The organism is Streptomyces sp. NPDC044921 (genome assembly GCF_056432865.1).
Window position 1 is genome coordinate 71,914 of sequence record NZ_JBWKIF010000021.1, and the last position, 17,520, is coordinate 89,433.

General features: G+C 73.1%; 15 protein-coding genes. 9 read left to right on the forward strand and 6 right to left on the reverse strand.

Translation table 11 applies throughout. The features are described 5' to 3' along the window. Position 1: 1 nt before the first annotated feature. Positions 2-670: a class F sortase gene (locus AC07DA_RS28245; protein ID WP_479131022.1), complete on the reverse strand. Its 669-nt coding sequence runs from the start codon at positions 668-670 to the stop codon at positions 2-4. Between the two features lie 362 nt (positions 671-1,032). Between AC07DA_RS28245 and AC07DA_RS28250 the strand changes: the two genes are divergently transcribed. Further along, complete coding sequence (locus AC07DA_RS28250) at positions 1,033-1,521, forward strand: hypothetical protein (protein WP_479131023.1); 489 nt, start codon at positions 1,033-1,035, stop codon at positions 1,519-1,521. 125 nt (positions 1,522-1,646) lie between these two features. Here the strand turns inward: AC07DA_RS28250 and AC07DA_RS28255 are convergent, their stop codons facing one another. After that, positions 1,647-2,171, reverse strand: coding sequence for a hypothetical protein (locus tag AC07DA_RS28255; protein ID WP_479131024.1), 525 nt, complete (start codon positions 2,169-2,171; stop codon positions 1,647-1,649). A gap of 224 nt (positions 2,172-2,395) precedes the next feature. Further along, a complete protein-coding gene (locus AC07DA_RS28260; RefSeq protein WP_479131103.1) occupies positions 2,396-3,130 on the reverse strand; it encodes a bestrophin-like domain in 735 nt (244 codons plus the stop codon). A 1,020-nt stretch (positions 3,131-4,150) separates the two neighbouring features. Between AC07DA_RS28260 and AC07DA_RS28265 the strand changes: the two genes are divergently transcribed. The 3 genes from AC07DA_RS28265 to AC07DA_RS28275 all read left to right on the forward strand — a co-directional run bounded on the left by AC07DA_RS28265 (position 4,151) and on the right by AC07DA_RS28275 (position 8,402). Continuing rightward, positions 4,151-5,125 (forward strand): SCO0930 family lipoprotein, encoded by a 975-nt coding sequence (locus tag AC07DA_RS28265; RefSeq protein WP_479131025.1) that lies wholly within the window; start codon positions 4,151-4,153, stop codon positions 5,123-5,125. 326 nt (positions 5,126-5,451) lie between these two features. Further along, positions 5,452-6,264, forward strand: coding sequence for an SAM-dependent methyltransferase (locus tag AC07DA_RS28270; protein ID WP_479131026.1), 813 nt, complete (start codon positions 5,452-5,454; stop codon positions 6,262-6,264). Further along, positions 6,261-8,402 (forward strand): putative bifunctional diguanylate cyclase/phosphodiesterase, encoded by a 2,142-nt coding sequence (locus AC07DA_RS28275; protein ID WP_479131027.1) that lies wholly within the window; start codon positions 6,261-6,263, stop codon positions 8,400-8,402. The genes AC07DA_RS28270 and AC07DA_RS28275 overlap by 4 nt, the downstream gene beginning before the upstream one ends. Positions 8,403-8,498: 96 nt before the next feature. Here the strand turns inward: AC07DA_RS28275 and AC07DA_RS28280 are convergent, their stop codons facing one another. Continuing rightward, positions 8,499-8,819, reverse strand: coding sequence for a hypothetical protein (locus AC07DA_RS28280; protein WP_479131028.1), 321 nt, complete (start codon positions 8,817-8,819; stop codon positions 8,499-8,501). Between the two features lie 72 nt (positions 8,820-8,891). Beyond that, on the reverse strand, positions 8,892-9,776 hold the full coding sequence (locus AC07DA_RS28285) for a LysR family transcriptional regulator (RefSeq protein ID WP_479131029.1): 885 nt from the start codon (positions 9,774-9,776) through the stop codon (positions 8,892-8,894). A 118-nt stretch (positions 9,777-9,894) separates the two neighbouring features. Between AC07DA_RS28285 and AC07DA_RS28290 the strand changes: the two genes are divergently transcribed. The 5 genes from AC07DA_RS28290 to AC07DA_RS28310 all read left to right on the forward strand — a co-directional run bounded on the left by AC07DA_RS28290 (position 9,895) and on the right by AC07DA_RS28310 (position 15,082). Further along, positions 9,895-10,563, forward strand: coding sequence for a succinate dehydrogenase (locus AC07DA_RS28290; protein WP_333936415.1), 669 nt, complete (start codon positions 9,895-9,897; stop codon positions 10,561-10,563). A gap of 1 nt (position 10,564) precedes the next feature. Then, a complete protein-coding gene (locus AC07DA_RS28295; RefSeq protein ID WP_479131030.1) occupies positions 10,565-12,514 on the forward strand; it encodes a fumarate reductase/succinate dehydrogenase flavoprotein subunit in 1,950 nt (649 codons plus the stop codon). Continuing rightward, a complete protein-coding gene (locus tag AC07DA_RS28300; RefSeq protein ID WP_479131032.1) occupies positions 12,511-13,260 on the forward strand; it encodes a succinate dehydrogenase/fumarate reductase iron-sulfur subunit in 750 nt (249 codons plus the stop codon). The genes AC07DA_RS28295 and AC07DA_RS28300 overlap by 4 nt, the downstream gene beginning before the upstream one ends. Before the next feature lie 212 nt (positions 13,261-13,472). Then, on the forward strand, positions 13,473-14,240 hold the full coding sequence (locus AC07DA_RS28305) for a GNAT family N-acetyltransferase (protein ID WP_479131033.1): 768 nt from the start codon (positions 13,473-13,475) through the stop codon (positions 14,238-14,240). Next, positions 14,240-15,082 (forward strand): lysophospholipid acyltransferase family protein, encoded by an 843-nt coding sequence (locus AC07DA_RS28310; protein WP_479131035.1) that lies wholly within the window; start codon positions 14,240-14,242, stop codon positions 15,080-15,082. The genes AC07DA_RS28305 and AC07DA_RS28310 overlap by 1 nt, the downstream gene beginning before the upstream one ends. A gap of 80 nt (positions 15,083-15,162) precedes the next feature. On the opposite strand, the gene AC07DA_RS28315 is transcribed toward AC07DA_RS28310, so the two are convergent. Further along, complete coding sequence (locus AC07DA_RS28315) at positions 15,163-17,511, reverse strand: ATP-binding cassette domain-containing protein (RefSeq protein WP_479131036.1); 2,349 nt, start codon at positions 17,509-17,511, stop codon at positions 15,163-15,165. Positions 17,512-17,520 lie beyond the last annotated feature (9 nt).

Below are 17,520 nucleotides of genomic sequence, written 5' to 3' on the forward strand. Positions count from 1 at the left end.
CTCAGCGCACCTCGACCAGGCGGGCGAAGGCCACGACGTTGCCCGCGTACCCCTCCTGCTCGGAGAAGCCGCCGCCGCACGTGATCACCCGCAGCTCCGCCGCGCCCTTGGAGCCGTAGACGCGGTCGCCGGGGAAGTTGTCCTTCTCGAACACCTCCACGCCGTAGATCTCGAACACGGCGGTCTTGCCGTCCTGGCGGGCCACCTCGACGCGGTTGCCCCTCTTCAGGGCTCCGAGGCCGTAGAAGACGGCGGGGCCCTGCTGGTTGTCGACGTGGCCCACCACGACCGCGGTGCCCTTCTCGCCGGGGGTGACGGCACCGGTGAACCAGCCGGCCAGGTTGGGGTCCTCCGGCGGCGGCGCCCCGACCCAGCCGTCCGGGTCCAGGCCCACGGGGACGACCGGCGCGTCGACCTGGATCGCCGGGATCCTGACACGGTCCGGGAGGGCGTGGGGCAGGGGGCGCACGGTGCCGGCGAAGGCGGCGCCGGGCACGTGGTTCTCCGCCGCTGCCGCCGTCTCCGGCTGGGGCGGGCCCTCGTCGAATTCCCCCGAGCCGTTGCGGATGAGCGCCAGGCCGGTCAGCAGAACCAGCGCTATCACGCCCCACGGGGCGCGCTTCCTCGGCCGCGCCTCCTCTTCGGCCTGGGCCAGCTCGGACGCAGACATTCGCCATCCCCTCTCGACGCGGCCGTCGCCGGGTCAATCGCGCATACCAGCACGCTAAGTGCCGTGCGCGAAACCGGCGACGGGGCGGAAGCGAACGGGTGGCCCGGGCGCACGAGGGGCCGTCCGGGGCCTGGTCGGGGCGTCAGGTGCGCCATCCGAGTTGCCACCGCGAGGAAATTTCCCGTGGTCCGTGACCTGCGGTGATGTCCCCTCGTGCGGAATTCCCCCGGTGTCCCGCCTCACCAGGACGGACCATTCCCGAAATGCGGCCCCGCGCAGGGCAACTGACTGTCTTTCTGGGAGGCGCTTTCTCGCCGATCGACCGGGGAACGGGTCCCGGGGCGTCTTCCGCGGAGGTTCACATGCGTAACACTCGTGCCCTGGCGGTCACCGGCGCCGCGGTCGCCGCCCTCGGCTTCTCCGCCCCCGCGGCCGTCGCGTGGGACACGCCCAGCAACATCACCGCCCTGCCCAGCGTCATCGCCCGCGGCGGCCAGCTGACCATCACGGTCGACGGCTGCCGCCACGGCGGTACGGCGACGTCCAACGCCTTCCCCGCCACGACGCTCACGCCCGTTCACGGGGGGCACAACGAGAAGGCGAAGGGCACCGCCACGATCAACAGGAACGCCCGCCCGGGCTCGTACGACATCACGGTCACCTGCAACGGGAAGACCCTGACCAAGCCGCAGGCCTTCACCGTCATCGGCGGTGTTCGCGGCGGCATCGGCGGCAGCAGCACCACGGGCGCGACCCCGACCGACGTGGCCATCGGCGGCGGTCTCGTGGCCGCCGCGGTCGTCGGCGGTGGTGTGTTCTGGATGCGCCGGCGCGCCGAGCGGCGCATCTGACGCCGCCTCCCGCGGCGCCCGGCCGGGCCGTCGCCTCGCACGTGCACGGTCTGCGCCGGGCACCCCCACGAGGGGGCCCGGCGCGGACGGGGCGCGGCGGCGCGGGTCAGCCGGCGCGGCGTGGGTCAGCCGGCGTCCTCGTCGGTGCGGCGGCGCGCGAAGTGGTGGGCGGCGGCGAGGGAACCGGCGATGAGCGCGGCGCCCAGGCCGATCTCCTGGAGGTCGAGTCCGCCGAGCGTGCCGCCCTCACCCGCGTGCACCCCCTTGTGGGGGTGGTGCGTCGGGTGATGCGTGGGGTGGTGGGTCGGCCCGCCGCCGGCGATGGTCAGACGCGCCGTACCGCTCGACTCGTCGCATTCGAACCGCACGTCGTAGACGGCGCCGGGCTTGGCGTCCCAGTCGACGACGGCCCTCGCCCGCGACTGGTGCGGCGGGATGGTGACGAGGTCGAAGACGGGTGAGTCGACCGCCGCCTCTCCCCGGCACGCCTCGTTGCGCTCCACCCGCAGCGTGACCTTCCCGCCCGGCGCGACCGTGGAGGGCTCCACGGCGAAGCCGAAGTCGGTCCGGACCGCCGCACCGGCGGCGGGCACGCAGGAGGTGAGGGCGCCGGCCAGCAGAGCGGCCGAAGCGACGCGTATCACGCGCATGGTGGATCCTCCGGGTCCCCGAGGAGCAGCCGCGGACCTGTTCCGCTCGCGCACACATGCACCTCGATGCCCGAAACGCTAAGAAGGGGCGGCCGATGGCGCGATCGCGGTAGTGCGAACGGGGCACACGTGTGGGCTGACCGGGGGAACTCCCGTACCGCGGCCGGGGGACGGCGACGGTGTGTCGCGCGTCCCCCGGCCGGGATCCGTGGTGCTCGAGCCCGTCAGCCCTCGACGCCCGGGAACAGGTTCAGGAACGGCTCGGCCGACGCGGTCACGCCCCTGCTGTAGGGCGCGTCGAAGTCCCAGATGAGGAACAGCAGGAAGGCGATCAGGGCCGAGAACAGCCCGGCGAGGACCAGTTCGCGCGCCGTTCTGCGGATCTGCAGGGCGAAGATCATCCCGATGGTGATGACGGCCCCGGCCATCAGCCCGAACCACACCACGCCCGGCATGGTCTCCCCGGTCGACTCCGCCCGGGCGATCCGCGCCTGGCTCGCCGCGGTCACCTGGTCCAGGAGCGGCTGGTAGGCCTGCGCCTCGAAGTCCGACGCCGGTTCGTAGTCGGTGACGTCCGCGCGGATCCGCTCGAAGAGGCGGCCGCCGCGCTCGGTGACCTCGCCCTCGTCGGCCATGCTGTCCCACTCCGTGGTGACGACGTGGTTCACGTAGATCCGGATGTCGTCGCGGATCCGGTCGCGCTGCTCGGCGGGATAGACCCGCACCCGCTCCGAGATCTCGTGCAGCGCGGTGGCCTCGGCCTGGACGTGGTCCTGGGCGGCGCTGCGCCCCTCCCAGACGCCGGCGATCGCCAGGCCCAGGACGATGGCGTACACCACGCCGATCCACATCGTCATGTACTCGATGACGTCAGGGGTCTCGCTGGGGTCCTCGTCCTCGGGCGCCCTGCGGTGCCGTACGAGGGTGATGACGACCACCACGGCGCAGGCGGCCAGCATCGCGAGGGTGAGAACAAGCCATTCCGGCAAGAGGTGCCTCCAGGGTTCGGGATCAGCGCGCGCGCAGCGCGGCGACGGCGACCACCGCGGGCACCGTGACCAGCAGGACGAAGGTGAGTGGCGACAGCGTGCCGCCGGTCCGCCGGGGCCGCGGTGATGTGGCGCGGTAGTGCGGGTAGTGGACGGGCTTCGCGGACGGGCCCGGCGCGGGCGTCGCCGACGGCTCCGGCGCGGGGGGCGGCGGAGGTACGGGCCTGGGGGCCGGCCGGGGCGGAGGCTGCGCCGGGCGCGGCGCGGGCGGCGGGGGCGGGGCCGGCGGCTCGGGCCGTGCGGTGGGCGCGGGCCTCGGCGGCGGAGGGTGAGGGAGTGGGGGCTCGGGCGACGGCGACGGCGGTGGTGGAGTCGGGCTCGGCGTCGGCGTCGGGCTCGGCGTCGGGGTGGGCGTCGGGGTCGGAGTCGGTGTCGGCTTCGGCGGCGGGGGCTCGGGGGGCGGCGTGGGGGTGGGGCACGGCGGGGGTGGCGGAGGTGGCGGGCAGGGCGGCTTGGTCGGCCACGTCTTGCCGCCGACGGATGCCACCGCCGCGCCGGCGACCGCCACCGCCTCGGTGCCGTCCGGCCCCGTCGAGGCGTACGCGCAGGCGTCGGCCACCGCCACGGGGGCCGGTGCTCCGACGAGTGCCCAGGTGAGCGACGCCACCGCCAAGGCCCGTGCGGCGAGGGCGGATTGAGTCGATACGGGTCCATGCACGACGAAGATCATGAGCCCTGTGCCGCCGGGACGTGCCGGGGCGCAAGGGGATTGCCCCGAAAGAGGGATCTTCCGGCGTCGTGGGTTTGCCGCATCGTCACCCGTGAGGGTGTGACACGCACTCGTGTGCGGGTGATCCGCGGCGGTCGTCGCGGGTTCCGGAAAGAAATTTGCCCGGCCGTTGAACGCACCGGCCGCCCCCGTGCGTACTCATGGCCGTGCGGCGGCGCAGCAGGGCGCTGCAACACCCTTGCGATTATGGGGAGTTGACGATGAAGACCTCCTGGCGGAGCGCCTCACTCGTGGCGAGCGCCGCGGCGGTCCTGGCGCTGACGACGGCGTGCGGTCAGGACAGCCCACCGGCGGCCAGCCAGAACGTGGGCGCCACGGCCGCGCCCGGGGACTACGGAAGCATCGGCTCGGGTACCGGGAACGGCGCGGCCACGCCGAGCCAGCCGGCCGCGCCGAGCGCCCTCAGCCCGTCGAACCCCGCGGGCAAGCTGTCCGTCTCCACCGCCGAGATCGGCAAGGTGGTCACCGACAGCCTCGGTCTCACCCTGTACCGGTTCGACCAGGACACGGACCAGCCGCCCAAGTCCAACTGCGACGGCGACTGCGCCAAGACCTGGCCGCCCGTCCCCGCGGACGACGCCGAGGCCGGCGAGGGCATCGACAAGTCGCTGCTCGGCTCGGTCACCCGCGCCGACGGCACCAAGCAGCTCACCGTGGGCGGCTGGCCGGCCTACCGCTACGCCAAGGACGTCAACGCCGGTGACGTCAAGGGGCAGGGCGTGGGCGGCAAGTGGTACGCGCTCGCCCCCGACGGCAAGAAGGTGCAGGAGGGCGCGGGCGGCGCCGGTGCGGCCGGGAACGCCGAGGAGCTCGGACTGTCCACCCGCAACGACCCCAAGCTCGGTGAGATCGTCGTCGACAAGAACGGCATGACGGTCTACCGGTTCAAGAAGGACAAGGCGTGGCCCAAGCCCGTCTCCAACTGCCTTGGCGCCTGCCTGGAGAAGTGGCCGATCGTGGAGCCCGTCGACTTCGCCGACACCAAGGGCATCCAGGAGAAGGGCTACATGATCTTCGAGCGGACCGACGGCAAGGGCAAGCAGCAGACGATCAACTGCTCGCCGATCTACACGTTCGCCGGTGACAAGGCCCCGGGCGACACCAACGGCCAGGGTGTCGGCGGCACCTGGTACGCCGTGCGGCCCGACGGCAAGCTGGTCGGCGCGTCGGAGTAGCGGAGCGACCTCCCCAGGGTCCACCGCCGACCCGGCGAGCCGACCGGTCCGCCCCTCCGTGCCGACGGAGGGGCGGACCGTTTTGCCGTGCTCCACCGGAACGCGCCGTGTTCCCGGCGCCCTTCCCCTTCTCGGCCGGGACTCTCCGGAACGCCCCGGGCACTGATCGTCATGTGTTCGAAGGGCGGGCGCAGGGGTATCAATGCGGCACGTGCCGCAGGCAGTGACCGGGAACGGATGGTCAATTTCCGTTTCGGGTCGCTCCCTTGGCGGGCGATCAGTAGCCTCTGCTCGAACACCGGATCGCCTACGCCTTGGAGAGATAGATGGAGCGTCCCGCCTGGGCCCCACGGAGCATCGACATCTCGGTGCCCAGCGTCTCCCGGATGTACGACTACTACCTGGGCGGATCGCACAACTTCGAGGTCGACCGGGAAGCGGCCCGCCGGGCCATGGAGTTCATGCCGGGACTCCCCAAGATCATGCAGGCGAACCGGGCGTTCATGCGCCGCGCCGTGCGCTACGCGGCCGGTGAGGGCATAGACCAGTTCCTCGACATCGGTTCCGGCATCCCCACGTTCGGCAACGTGCACGAGGTGGCGCAGGCCACCCGCCCCGGAGCGCGCGTGGTGTACGTGGACCACGACCCGGTGGCCGTGGCCCACAGCGAGGCGGTCCTCGACGGCAACGAGGACGCGGCCGTCGTGGCAGCGGACCTGCGCAAGCCCCAGGACATCCTGAACAGCCCCGAGGTGGAGCGGCTGATCGACCTGAATCAGCCAGTGGCCCTGCTCCTCGTTGCCATACTGCACTTCGTGGAAGACGAGGACGACCCGTACGGGGCGGTGGCGGAGCTGACCGCGGCGCTCGCACCCGGCAGCCTGCTCGTGCTCACTCACGCCTCCTACGAGGGGATCCCGCTGCCGCCGGAGCGGGCCGGGGGCGCGGTGGACGTGTACGAGGACATCCGCAACCCGCTGATCATGCGCTCGCGCGAGGAGATCGCGCGGTTCTTCGAGGGGTACGACATGGTGGAACCCGGACTGGTGGCGATGCCGCGCTGGCGGCCCGACACCGCACCGGAGGACGAGGATCCGTACGCGTTCTCCGGCTTCGCGGGCGTGGGGCGTACGGCGTGATCGCGGAACCGGACGGGCCGGAGGACAGACTGCGCCGGTTCGCGACGATCTGGAGCCGGGCGGTCTTCCCGGTGACCTCGACGTCGTCGACCCGGCCGGAGTTCGAGGAGCAGCTGCTGCCGCTGGCCCGGCGGTTGAGCGAGGCGCTGCGGGCCCGGGCCTTCGACGCCGGCGCGGGCAAGGCGGTCGGTGCCGCCCTCGTGGACGTCCACTGCACCGACCCCGACGCGCTCAGCCGCACGCTGGACTGCGTGGACGCCTACCTGGTGCTGTACTGCGGCGGCGACGGCGACCCGGAGGACCTGCGGGCGCGGTGCGCGCGCCTGCAGCACGCGATGGCCGCAGGCTTCGCCCGGGCGCTGCGCGAGCGCACCCTGGCCGAACAGGAGGCCATCGCGCAGGCCGCGCTGCAGGCGCAGGGCGTGGTGGCCCAGGCGCTGCACGCGAGCGAGGCCCGCTTCCGCGCGGTCTTCGAGGGCGCGGCCATAGGCATCGGCATGGCCGACCTGGACGGCAACATCCTGCAGGTCAACGGCGCGCTGCTGCGCATGTTCGGCATCTCCGAGCAGACGCTGCGCAGCCGCAACGTCCGGGAGTGGACCCACCCCGACGACGCCCCGCAGACCTGGCGGCTCTACGACGAACTCGTGCGCGGCGAGCGGGAGCACTACCACCTGGAGAAGGCGTTCTACCGCCCCGACGGGACGGTGCTGTGGACCAACCTGACGGTCTCCCTGCTGCGCGACGCCGACGGCAACCCGCAGTACCAGCTCGCCCTCATGGAGGACACCACCGAGCGGCGGCTGCTCAACCTGCGGCTGCGCTACGAGGCCACGCACGACGCCCTCACGGGCCTGCCCAACCGCACCTTCTTCTTCGAGCGGCTGGAGAAGGCACTGTCCGCCGGGGAAGGCCAGCGGTTCGGGCTGTGCTACCTCGACCTGGACGGCTTCAAGACCGTCAACGACAGCCTCGGCCACGCGGCCGGCGACCGGCTGCTCGTGGAGGTCGCCGACCGGCTGCAGTCCTGCGCCACCGCGCCCGGCGAGATGGTCGCGCGGCTCGGCGGTGACGAGTTCGTGGCGCTGACCACCGGACCCGACACCCAGCGCGCGGTCGACGAGCTCGCCGCCCGCATCATGAACGCGCTGCTCGCGCCGATCAGCGTCGACGGCCGGGAGCTGACCGTGCGCGGCAGCATCGGCATCGTCGAGGGCCCGGCCGGTGAACGCAGCCCGGCGGAGGTGCTGCGCAGCGCGGACATCACCATGTACCGGGCCAAGTCGGCGGGCGGCAACCGCTTCGAGCTCGCCGACCCGGAGGCGGACGCCCGCGCCATCACCCGCCACGGCCTGACGACCGCGCTGCCGACGGCGCTGGAGCGGGGCGAGTTCTTCATCGAGTACCAGCCGCTGGTCCACCTCGGCGACGGCAGCGTCCGGGGCGCGGAGGCCCTGGTGCGCTGGCTGCACCCCCAGCACGGCGTCCTCGGCCCGGACCGGTTCATCCCGCTCGCCGAGCACACCGGGCTGATCGTGCCGCTGGGCCGCTGGGTGCTGGAGCAGTCGGTGCGCCAGGCCCGTGAGTGGCGGGAGCTGCACGGGGGCGTGGAGGCGGGGCCGCTGCGCATCAACGTCAATCTCTCGCCGTGCCAGTTGACGCATCCCGGCCTGGTCCAGGACACCGTCGACATCCTGGAGCGGACCGGCGTCGCACCGGACGCGCTGTGCCTGGAGGTCACCGAGTCGGCGCTGATCGGGGCGGACGACGACCTGCTGAAGCCGCTGCGCCGGCTGGCGGAGATAGGCGTCGACATCGCCCTCGACGACTTCGGGACGGGCTACTCCAACCTGGCCAACCTGCGGCGGCTGCCGGTCAGCATCCTGAAGCTGGACCGGTCCTTCACCCAGAGCATGCAGCAGTTCCCGGCCGATCCCGTCGATCTGAAGATCGTCGAGGGCATCGTCTCGCTGGCGCACAGCCTGGACCTGGCGGTGACGGTCGAGGGCGTGGAGACCGGCGCCCAGGCCGAGCAACTGCGCGTACTCGGCTGCGACACGGCCCAGGGCTGGTACTACGCCCGCCCGGGCCCGCCGGAGCGGCTGCACGAGCTGGCGCTGGTGGACGCGACGGGGTGACGCCGGACGCGACGGGGTAAGGCCGGACGCGACCGGGAGACGCCCCGGGGCGCCTTGCCCGGCCGGGTCGTCGTGCGCTGCGGGCGGCGGGCGCCGTCACGCCGCCGCGCGGAGCGCCGCCCCCGCCGGGGCGAGCTCCAGGCCCACGACGGCCTCCTCGCCCTCCGGGCGGCCGCGTTCCGCGATCGCGAGACCGATCAGCGCCAGCTCGGCGGCCCCGTCCCGCAGCGCGTACCGCTCGGGCGTCTCCGGGCGGGGCGCGTGCTCCTCCGCGCGCTCCCACGCGGCGACCGCCGCCTCGGCCGACTTACGGGGCGCCCGCACGGTGACCCGTTCGGTCCGCCGGGCGCCACAGGCCCCGATGGCGGCCGGCACCTCCGTGTCGTCCCGATACCGGACGTACCGCTCATCACCCACGGGCCGAGGGTGGGCGGGACGGGTTCCGGACGCACGGCATGTCCGGGCCGGGCCGGACCCCGGCCACCGCGGTCAGCGCTCCAGCAGCATCCGCTGCAGCTCCCGCGCGGCCCGGGGCGGAGCCACGTCGCTGCGGTGGGCCAGCGCGATCGTCCGGTGCAGTCCCGGCCGGGCCAGCGGCGTCACGCGCAGTCCGCTCCCCGACCTCGCCGCCACCATCCGCGGCACGACGGCGACGCCCAGGCCGGCCCGGACGAAACCGAGTACCGCGTCCATCTCCCCGCCCTCCACCGCGAAGTCCGGTTCGAAACCCTCCGCGCGGCACGCGGCGACCGTGAGTTCGCGCAGGTCGTAGCCGTGCCGGAACATCACCAGGCGTTCCCCCTCCAGGTCCGCGACCCGTACGGTCCGGCGCCCCGGGCCCGGCTTCGGTGCGTCGGGGGAGGAGACCACGACCAGGTCCTCGCGCAGCAGCTCCACCGTCGTCAGCGCCGGCGACGGCGTCGGCAGCGGCAGCACGACCAGCGCCAGGTCCAGCGCCCCGCGGGCCAGCTCCCGCACCAGGTCGTGCGAGCCGCCCTCCTCGATCAGCAGCCGGATGCCCGGGTAACGGTCGTGGAACGCGCGCAGCACCTCCGGCAGCAGACCGGTGCACAGGCTGGGCGTGGCGCCGAGCCGCACCCGGCCCCGGCGCAGCTGCACCAGCTCCTGCACCTCGTGCCGGGCCGTCTCGGCGTCCGCCAGGATGCGCCGGGCCAGCGGGAGCAGGGCCTCCCCGGCGTCCGTGAGCGTGATGTTGCCGCGCGCCCGGAGGAACAGGTCCGCGCCCAGCTCCCGCTCCAGGGCCTTGATCTGCTGGGACAGCGACGGCTGCGCGACATGGACCAGGTCGGCGGCCCGGGTGAAGTGCCGGGTCTCGGCGACGGCCACGAAGTACTGGAGCTGCTGGAACTGCATCCACCCACGATAGCCGCCTCCTATGGAATCAAGCCGGACCATGTCTTGGACCGATCGGCCGCGCGTCCGTAGCGTGCTGTCCATGGCTCTGGCAACGCGGACGGACCGACGGCCGTCCATGGCACGCACCGTGTGGGACTCCACCGTCGGCAAGAAGACCGTGATGGCGGTCAGCGGTCTGGTCATGCTGCTGTACCTGGTCGTCCACATGATCGGGAACCTGAAGATCTTCTTCGGGGCGGGCGAGTTCAACCACTACGCGCACTGGCTGCGCACCGTCGGCGAGCCCTTCATGCACTACGAGTGGACGCTGTGGCTGGTCCGCGTCGTGCTCGTGGCCGCCGTGGTCGCGCACGCGGTCTCCGCCTACCAGCTCAGCCGCCGCGACATCAAGGCCCGGCCCAGGAAGTACGTGCACAAGAAGCCCCGGGCCTCCTACGCCACGCGCACCATGCGCTGGGGCGGGGTCATCCTGGGCCTGTTCATCGTCTGGCACATCCTCGACCTGACGACCGGCACCGTGCACCCCGGCTTCCAGCCGGGCCGCCCCTACCAGAACGTCGTGGACACCTTCTCCACCTGGTACGGCAACGTCGTCTACATCGTCGCGATGCTCGCGCTCGGCCTGCACGTCCGGCACGGCTTCTGGAGCGCCGCCCAGACCCTCGGCGCGGGCAGCCGCACCCGCGACCGGGCCCTGAAGACCGTCGCGAACGTCCTCGCGCTGCTGCTCACGGCCGGCTTCATCGCCGTACCCGTGGCCGTCATGACCGGAGTGGTGAGCTGACATGACCTCCTACGCGGACTACGCGACCGGCGAGCCGGTCGTCGACACCAAGGCGCCCTCCGGGCCGATCCACGAGCGGTGGGACAAGCGCCGGTTCGAGGCCAAGCTGGTCAACCCGGCCAACCGGCGCAAGCACACCGTCATCGTCGTCGGCACGGGCCTCGCGGGCGGCTCCGCCGGTGCCACCCTCGCCGAACAGGGCTACCACGTCGTCCAGTTCTGCTACCAGGACTCCCCGCGCCGCGCCCACTCCATCGCCGCGCAAGGCGGCATCAACGCGGCGAAGAACTACCGCAACGACGGCGACTCGATCCACCGGCTGTTCTACGACACCGTCAAGGGCGGCGACTTCCGGGCCCGCGAGTCCAACGTGCACCGCCTCGCCCAGATCTCCGTGGAGATCATCGACCAGTGCGTGGCCCAGGGCGTGCCCTTCGCCCGTGAGTACGGCGGCCTGCTGGACACCCGGTCCTTCGGCGGCGTCCAGGTGTCCCGGACGTTCTACGCCCGCGGCCAGACGGGACAGCAACTGCTCCTCGGCGCCTACCAGGCGCTCAGCCGGCAGATCGCTGCGGGCAACGTCGAGATGCACCCGCGCACCGAGATGCTCGACCTGATCGTGGTCGACGGGCGGGCGCGCGGGATCGTGGCCCGGGACCTCGTCACCGGGAAGATCGACACCTACTTCGCGGACGCGGTGGTGCTGGCCAGCGGCGGCTACGGCAACGTCTTCTACCTGTCGACGAACGCCATGAACTCCAACGCCACCGCGATCTGGCGGGCCCACCGGCGCGGCGCGTACTTCGCCAACCCCTGCTTCACGCAGATCCACCCCACCTGCATCCCGCGCACCGGCGACCACCAGTCGAAGCTGACGCTGATGAGCGAGTCGCTGCGCAACGACGGCCGGATCTGGGTGCCCAGGGCCAAGGGCGACACCCGGCCGCCGCACCGGATCCCCGAGGACGAGCGCGACTACTACCTGGAGCGCATCTACCCGTCCTTCGGCAACCTGGTCCCGCGCGACATCGCCTCCCGCGCCGCGAAGAACGTCTGCGACGAGGGCAGGGGCGTGGGCCCCGGCGGGCAGGGCGTCTACCTCGACTTCGCCGACGCCATCAAGCGCATGGGCCGCAAGGCGGTGGAGGCCAAGTACGGCAACCTCTTCGACATGTACCAGCGGATCACCGACGAGGATCCGTACGAGGTGCCGATGCGGATCTACCCGGCCGTGCACTACACGATGGGCGGCCTGTGGGTCGACTACGACCTGCAGACCACGATCCCCGGCCTGTTCGCGATCGGCGAGGCCAACTTCTCCGACCACGGCGCCAACCGGCTCGGCGCGTCCGCGCTGATGCAGGGCCTGGCCGACGGGTACTTCGTGCTCCCGGCCACCATCAACGACTACCTGGCCCGCAACCCCCGCCACGACGAGGTCACCGACGAACACCCCGTCGTGCAGGAGGTGCTGGCCGAGACGCAGGACCGGCTCCACCTGCTGCTGTCCGTCGACGGCGACCGCACCCCCGACTCCTTCCACCGCGAGGTGGGCGAACTGATGTGGGAGTTCTGCGGCATGGCCCGCAGCGACGCGGGGCTGCGCAAGGCGCTGGAGCGCATCCCGCAGATCCGCGAGGAGTTCTGGCGGCGCATCAAGGTGCCCGGTACCGGCGAGGAGTTCAACCAGTCGCTGGAGAAGGCCAACCGCATCGTCGACTACCTGGAACTGGCCGAGCTCATGTGCCTCGACGCGCTGCACCGCACGGAGTCCTGCGGCGGCCACTTCCGCGAGGAGTCCCAGACGCCGGACGGCGAGGCCGCCCGCAAGGACGACGAGTTCGCCTACGCGGCCGCCTGGGAGTTCACCGGCACCGGCGAGGCTCCCGTCCTGCACAGGGAAGACCTGGTCTTCGAGTACGTCCACCCCACCCAGCGGAGCTACGCATGAAGCTCACCCTGCGCGTCTGGCGCCAGAAGAACGCCGACGCCGACGGCACGATGACCACGTACGAGGTGGACGGCATCTCGCCCGACATGTCGTTCCTGGAGATGCTCGACACGCTCAACGAGGAGCTCATCCTCAAGGGCGAGGACCCCGTCGCCTTCGACCACGACTGCCGCGAGGGCATCTGCGGCGCCTGCTCGCTGGTGATCAACGGCGACGCGCACGGACCCGAGCGGACGACCACCTGCCAGTTGCACATGCGTTCCTTCGAGGACGGCGACACGATCGACATCGAGCCGTGGCGGGCGGCCGCGTTCCCGGTGATCAAGGACCTGGTCGTCGACCGCTCCGCCTTCGACCGGATCATCCAGGCCGGCGGCTACATCACCGCCCCCACGGGGGCGGCGCCCGAGGCGCACGCGACGCCGGTGCCGAAGCCGGACGCCGACTTCGCCTTCGAGCACGCCGAGTGCATCGGCTGCGGGGCGTGCGTGGCCGCCTGCCCCAACGGCGCGGCCATGCTGTTCACCTCCGCCAAGATCAACCACCTCAACGTGCTGCCGCAGGGAGCGCCCGAGCGGGAGACGCGGGTGCTCGACATGGTCGCGCAGATGGACGAGGAGGGGTTCGGCGGGTGCACGCTCGCCGGGGAGTGCGCCACCGCCTGCCCCAAGGGGATTCCGCTGATGTCCATCACCAGCATGAACAAGGAGTGGCTGCGGGCCACCAGGAAGTCCGCCAAGCGGTAGCAGACGTTCGCCGACAGGTGCGGACGGGCGGGGCCGGGTGTGTGGTGCTCACCGGCCCCGTCTCGCGTCCGCCTCGTGCGCGCTCCCGCCCGTCCGTTCCGTTCAACAAGCTCACATCCGCTCTCCCGACCACGGTCACGCGCCCGACGCCCGGCGTCGGAAGAACTGTTGCGGCCGCCCAACCGTCCCCGGCCCGTGATCAGGAGAGAGCCATGACCGGCGTTTCCACCCTCGATCGTCCCCGGCAGCCCGCCGCGCCCACCCGCTACACCGTCACCCTGGCCCACGACGAGGCCGACGTGCGGGCCGCGCAGAAACTGCGGCACGACGTCTTCGCCGGGGAGATGGGCGCCCTGCTGTCCGGCTCGGAGCCGGGCCTGGACGCCGACCCGTTCGACGCGTACTGCGACCACCTCCTCGTCCGGGAGGAGACGACCGGCCAGGTCGTCGGCACCTACCGGCTGCTGCCGCCGGAGCGCGCGGCCGTCGCGGGACGGCTCTACTCCGAGGGCGAGTTCGACCTCACCCGGCTCGACGCGATCCGCCCCGGCCTCGTCGAGGTCGGCCGCTCCTGCGTCCACCCCGACCACCGCGACGGCGCCGTCATCAGCCTCATCTGGGCCGGCATCGCCCGCTACATGACCGACCGCGGCCACGAGTGGCTGGCCGGCTGCTGCTCCGTCCCGCTGGCCGACGGCGGCACGCTCGCCGCCGCCACCTGGGACCGGGTGAGCGCCAGGCACCTGTCGCCCGAGGAGTACCGGGTCCGGCCGCTGCTGCCGTGGCTGCCGGGCCCCGCGCCCGCCGCCCGCGTCGAGTTGCCCGCCCTGCTCCGCGGCTACCTGCGCCTCGGCGCCTGGGTGTGCGGCGAGCCGGCCCACGATCCGGACTTCGGCGTCGCCGACCTGTACGTCCTGCTGCCGATGAGCCGGGTCAACCCCCGTTACCTGCGGCACTTCCTCTCCCTCGTGCCGGCCTGATGAGCGCCTGGCTGCCCACCGCGCCCTGCACGCCGCGGTCCTGCGTCGAGACGCCGGCGGCGGTGCCCGCCCGGGCCGTGCCGCGGGCCCTGCTGCGGCTCACGGGAGTCGCCCTGCTGCTCCTGGCCGGGATCGCGCTGCTGCCGCTCGGCTCCCGGATACCGGCCTCCCTCGTGAGGCGGTGGTGCCGGTGGATCGTGCGGGCCGCGGGGGTCCGGGTCCGCATCACCGGCACCGCCGCCCCCACCGGGGGACTGCTGCTCGTCGCCAACCACATCTCCTGGCTGGACGTACCGCTGCTCGCCGCCGTGCGTCCGGCGCGGATGCTGGCCAAGACCGAGGTGCGGCGGTGGCCCGTCGCCGGGCCGCTGGCCGCGCGCGGCGGCGTGCTCTTCATCGACCGGGACCGGCTGCGGGCGCTGCCGGAGACCGTCGCCCGGATCACGCGCGCGCTGCGCGAGGGCACGGCCGTCGCGGCCTTCCCCGAAGGCAGCACCTGGTGCGGCCGGGCCCAGGGCACCTTCCGCCGGGCGGTGTTCCAGGCCGCCCTGGACGCCGGGGTCCCCGTCCAGCCGGTGCGGATCGGCTACCGGCTCACCGGCCGGCACGGCCGGGAGGAAGGGGCCGTCACCGCAGGGGCCGCCACCGCCCCCGCGTTCGTCGGCGACGACACCCTGCTCGCCTCCCTGTGGCGGGTCGCCACGACCCGCGGCCTGGTCGCGGAGGTCGAGGTGCGCGACGCGATCCCCCCGGGCGGCCACCCCGACCGCCGCTCCCTCGCCCGTTCCGCCCAGCCCGCGCGGACGGCACCAGCCTGGGCGCACACGGCGCTCGTGGCGTAGCCGGGACGAGGCGCCGCACCCTGGGCGGTCCGGGGGTGGACCGTCCGCCCGGCCCTTCGGCGGGCCCCGGCGCCCGGCGCTCAGCGGGCCCCGGACAGCGTGCGGGCCAGATAGGGCGCGGTCCGGCTCTCCGGCGAGCGCGCCACCTCCGCCGGCGGTCCCGCCGCCACGATCCGGCCGCCCGCGTCGCCACCGCCCGGGCCGAGGTCGACGACCCAGTCCGCGCCCGCGACGACCGACATGTCGTGCTCGACGACGATCACGGTGTGCCCGGCGTCGACGAGGTCGTGCAACTGGCGCATCAGGACGTCGACGTCGGCCGGGTGCAGTCCGGTCGTGGGCTCGTCCAGGAGGTAGAGCGTGTGGCCGCGCCGGGCGCGCTGCAGTTCGCTCGCCAGTTTGATGCGCTGCGCCTCGCCGCCCGACAGCTCCGTCGCGGGCTGGCCCAGCCGCAGGTAGCCCAGGCCGACGTCGAGCAGTGTGCGGAGGCTGCGCGCCACGGCCGGGGTGTCGGCGAAGAACCCCGCCGCGCTCTCCACCGTCAGGTCCAGCACCTGCGCGATGGTCCGCCCCCGGTACGTCACCTGAAGCGTCTCGGGGTTGTACCGGGCTCCGCCGCAGTCCGGGCAGGGCGCGTACGTGCTCGGCAGGAACAGCAGCTCCACGCTGACGAACCCCTCGCCCTGGCAGGTCTCGCACCGCCCGCCGGCCACGTTGAAGGAGAACCGGCCGACGCCGAAGCCGCGTTCGCGTGCTCCGTCGGTGGCCGCGAACACCTTGCGCACGACGTCGAACAGGCCCGTGTAGGTGGCGAGATTGGAGCGCGGCGTGCGGCCGATGGGTTTCTGGTCGACCGAGACCAGCCGTCCCACCCCGGCCGTCTCCCGCGTGATCTCGCCGAGGAGCGTGGACTTGCCGGAACCGGACACGCCGGTGACCGCCGTGAACGCGCCGAGCGGGAACGCGGCGGTCACACCGCGCAGGTTGTGCCGGGTGACCGGGCCCGCCTTCAGCCACCCGCGCGGGGCGCGCACCTCCCAGGCCGGGGCGGGGGCGCGGCCGAAGAGGTAGCGGGCCGTCGCCGACTCCCCGACGCCGGCCAGGGCGGCCACCGGACCGCTGTGCAGGACCCGTCCGCCGTGCTCGCCCGCCAGCGGGCCCACGTCGACCAGCCAGTCGGCCGCGCGCACCACGTCCAGGTGGTGCTCCACGACGAACACCGAGTTCCCGGCCCGCTTCAGCCGTTCCAGCACGGTCAGCAGCGCCTCGGTGTCCGCCGGGTGCAGCCCGGCCGACGGCTCGTCGAGGACGTAGACCACCCCGAACAGACCGGAGCGCAGCTGGGTGGCGAGGCGCAGGCGCTGCAGCTCGCCCGCCGACAGGGTGGGTGTGGCGCGGTCGAGGCTGAGGTAGCCGAGGCCCAGTTCGACGACCGGTGCGACACGGGACCGCAGGTCGTCCGTCAGCACCCGGGCGGCCTCGGAGGTGGCGTCCAGGCCCTCGGCCAGGTCGGCCAGCGGCAGGGCCGCCAGCTCGGCGATGGTCCGGCCGCCGAACGTCACCGCCAGGGCCTCGGGCCGCAGCCGGCTGCCGCCGCAGGCCGGGCAGGGTGCGCTGGTGAGGAACCGCTCGGCCCTCGCCCGCAGCGCCGGGCTCCTGGACTCCGCGAACGTCTTCATCACATGGCGCCGGGCGCTCGTGTACGTGCCCTGGTAGGGCCGCTGGATGCGCTCCGCGTCGCGCACCGGGTGCACGGTGACCACCGGCTGCTCGTCCGTGAACAGGATCCACTCGCGCTGCTCGGCGGGCAGTTCCCGCCACGGCCGGTCCACGTCGTACCCGAGGGCGTCCAGGATGTCCCGCAGGTTCTTGCCCTGCCAGGCACCCGGCCACGCGGCGATCGCGCCCTCGCGGATGGACAGCGAGGGGTCGGGGACCAGCGACTCCTCGGTCGTGCGGTGCACGCGGCCGAGTCCGTGGCACTCCGGGCACGCCCCGGCCGCCGTGTTGGGCGAGAAGGCGTCGGAGTCCAGGCGCTCGGCGCCGGGCGGATAGGTCCCGGCCCGGGAGAACAGCATGCGCAGGGAGTTGGAGAGGTTGGTGACCGTGCCGACGGAGGAGCGCGAGGTGGGCGCCCCGCGGCGCTGCCGGAGCGAGACGGCCGGTGGCAGCCCGGTGATCTCCGCGACCTCCGGCGCGCCGACCTGGTGGATGAGCCGGCGCGCGTAGGGCGCGACCGATTCGAAGTAGCGCCGCTGCGCCTCGGCGTAGATCGTGCCGAACGCCAGGGAGGACTTGCCGGAGCCGGACACGCCGGTGAACACGGCCAGTGCGTCGCGCGGGATGTCGACGTCCACCCCGCGCAGGTTGTGCTCGCGGGCTCCTCGGACACGGACGTACGGGTCGTGGGCGTCATGGTGGTCGTGCATGTCGGACGA

Bases quoted from the DNA above. Each gene is read 5' to 3' on its own strand.
- AC07DA_RS28305 (WP_479131033.1), top strand. From the start codon at position 13,473: ATGACCGGCGTTTCCACCCTCGATCGTCCCCGGCAGCCCGCCGCGCCC.
- AC07DA_RS28260 (WP_479131103.1), bottom strand. From the start codon at position 3,130: ATGCTGGCCGCCTGCGCCGTGGTGGTCGTCATCACCCTCGTACGGCAC.
- AC07DA_RS28245 (WP_479131022.1), bottom strand. From the start codon at position 670: ATGTCTGCGTCCGAGCTGGCCCAGGCCGAAGAGGAGGCGCGGCCGAGG.
- AC07DA_RS28310 (WP_479131035.1), top strand. From the start codon at position 14,240: ATGAGCGCCTGGCTGCCCACCGCGCCCTGCACGCCGCGGTCCTGCGTC.
- AC07DA_RS28270 (WP_479131026.1), top strand. From the start codon at position 5,452: ATGGAGCGTCCCGCCTGGGCCCCACGGAGCATCGACATCTCGGTGCCC.
- AC07DA_RS28250 (WP_479131023.1), top strand. From the start codon at position 1,033: ATGCGTAACACTCGTGCCCTGGCGGTCACCGGCGCCGCGGTCGCCGCC.
- AC07DA_RS28265 (WP_479131025.1), top strand. From the start codon at position 4,151: ATGAAGACCTCCTGGCGGAGCGCCTCACTCGTGGCGAGCGCCGCGGCG.
- AC07DA_RS28255 (WP_479131024.1), bottom strand. From the start codon at position 2,171: ATGCGCGTGATACGCGTCGCTTCGGCCGCTCTGCTGGCCGGCGCCCTC.
- AC07DA_RS28300 (WP_479131032.1), top strand. From the start codon at position 12,511: ATGAAGCTCACCCTGCGCGTCTGGCGCCAGAAGAACGCCGACGCCGAC.
- AC07DA_RS28295 (WP_479131030.1), top strand. From the start codon at position 10,565: ATGACCTCCTACGCGGACTACGCGACCGGCGAGCCGGTCGTCGACACC.
- AC07DA_RS28315 (WP_479131036.1), bottom strand. From the start codon at position 17,511: ATGCACGACCACCATGACGCCCACGACCCGTACGTCCGTGTCCGAGGA.
- AC07DA_RS28285 (WP_479131029.1), bottom strand. From the start codon at position 9,776: ATGCAGTTCCAGCAGCTCCAGTACTTCGTGGCCGTCGCCGAGACCCGG.
- AC07DA_RS28290 (WP_333936415.1), top strand. From the start codon at position 9,895: ATGGCACGCACCGTGTGGGACTCCACCGTCGGCAAGAAGACCGTGATG.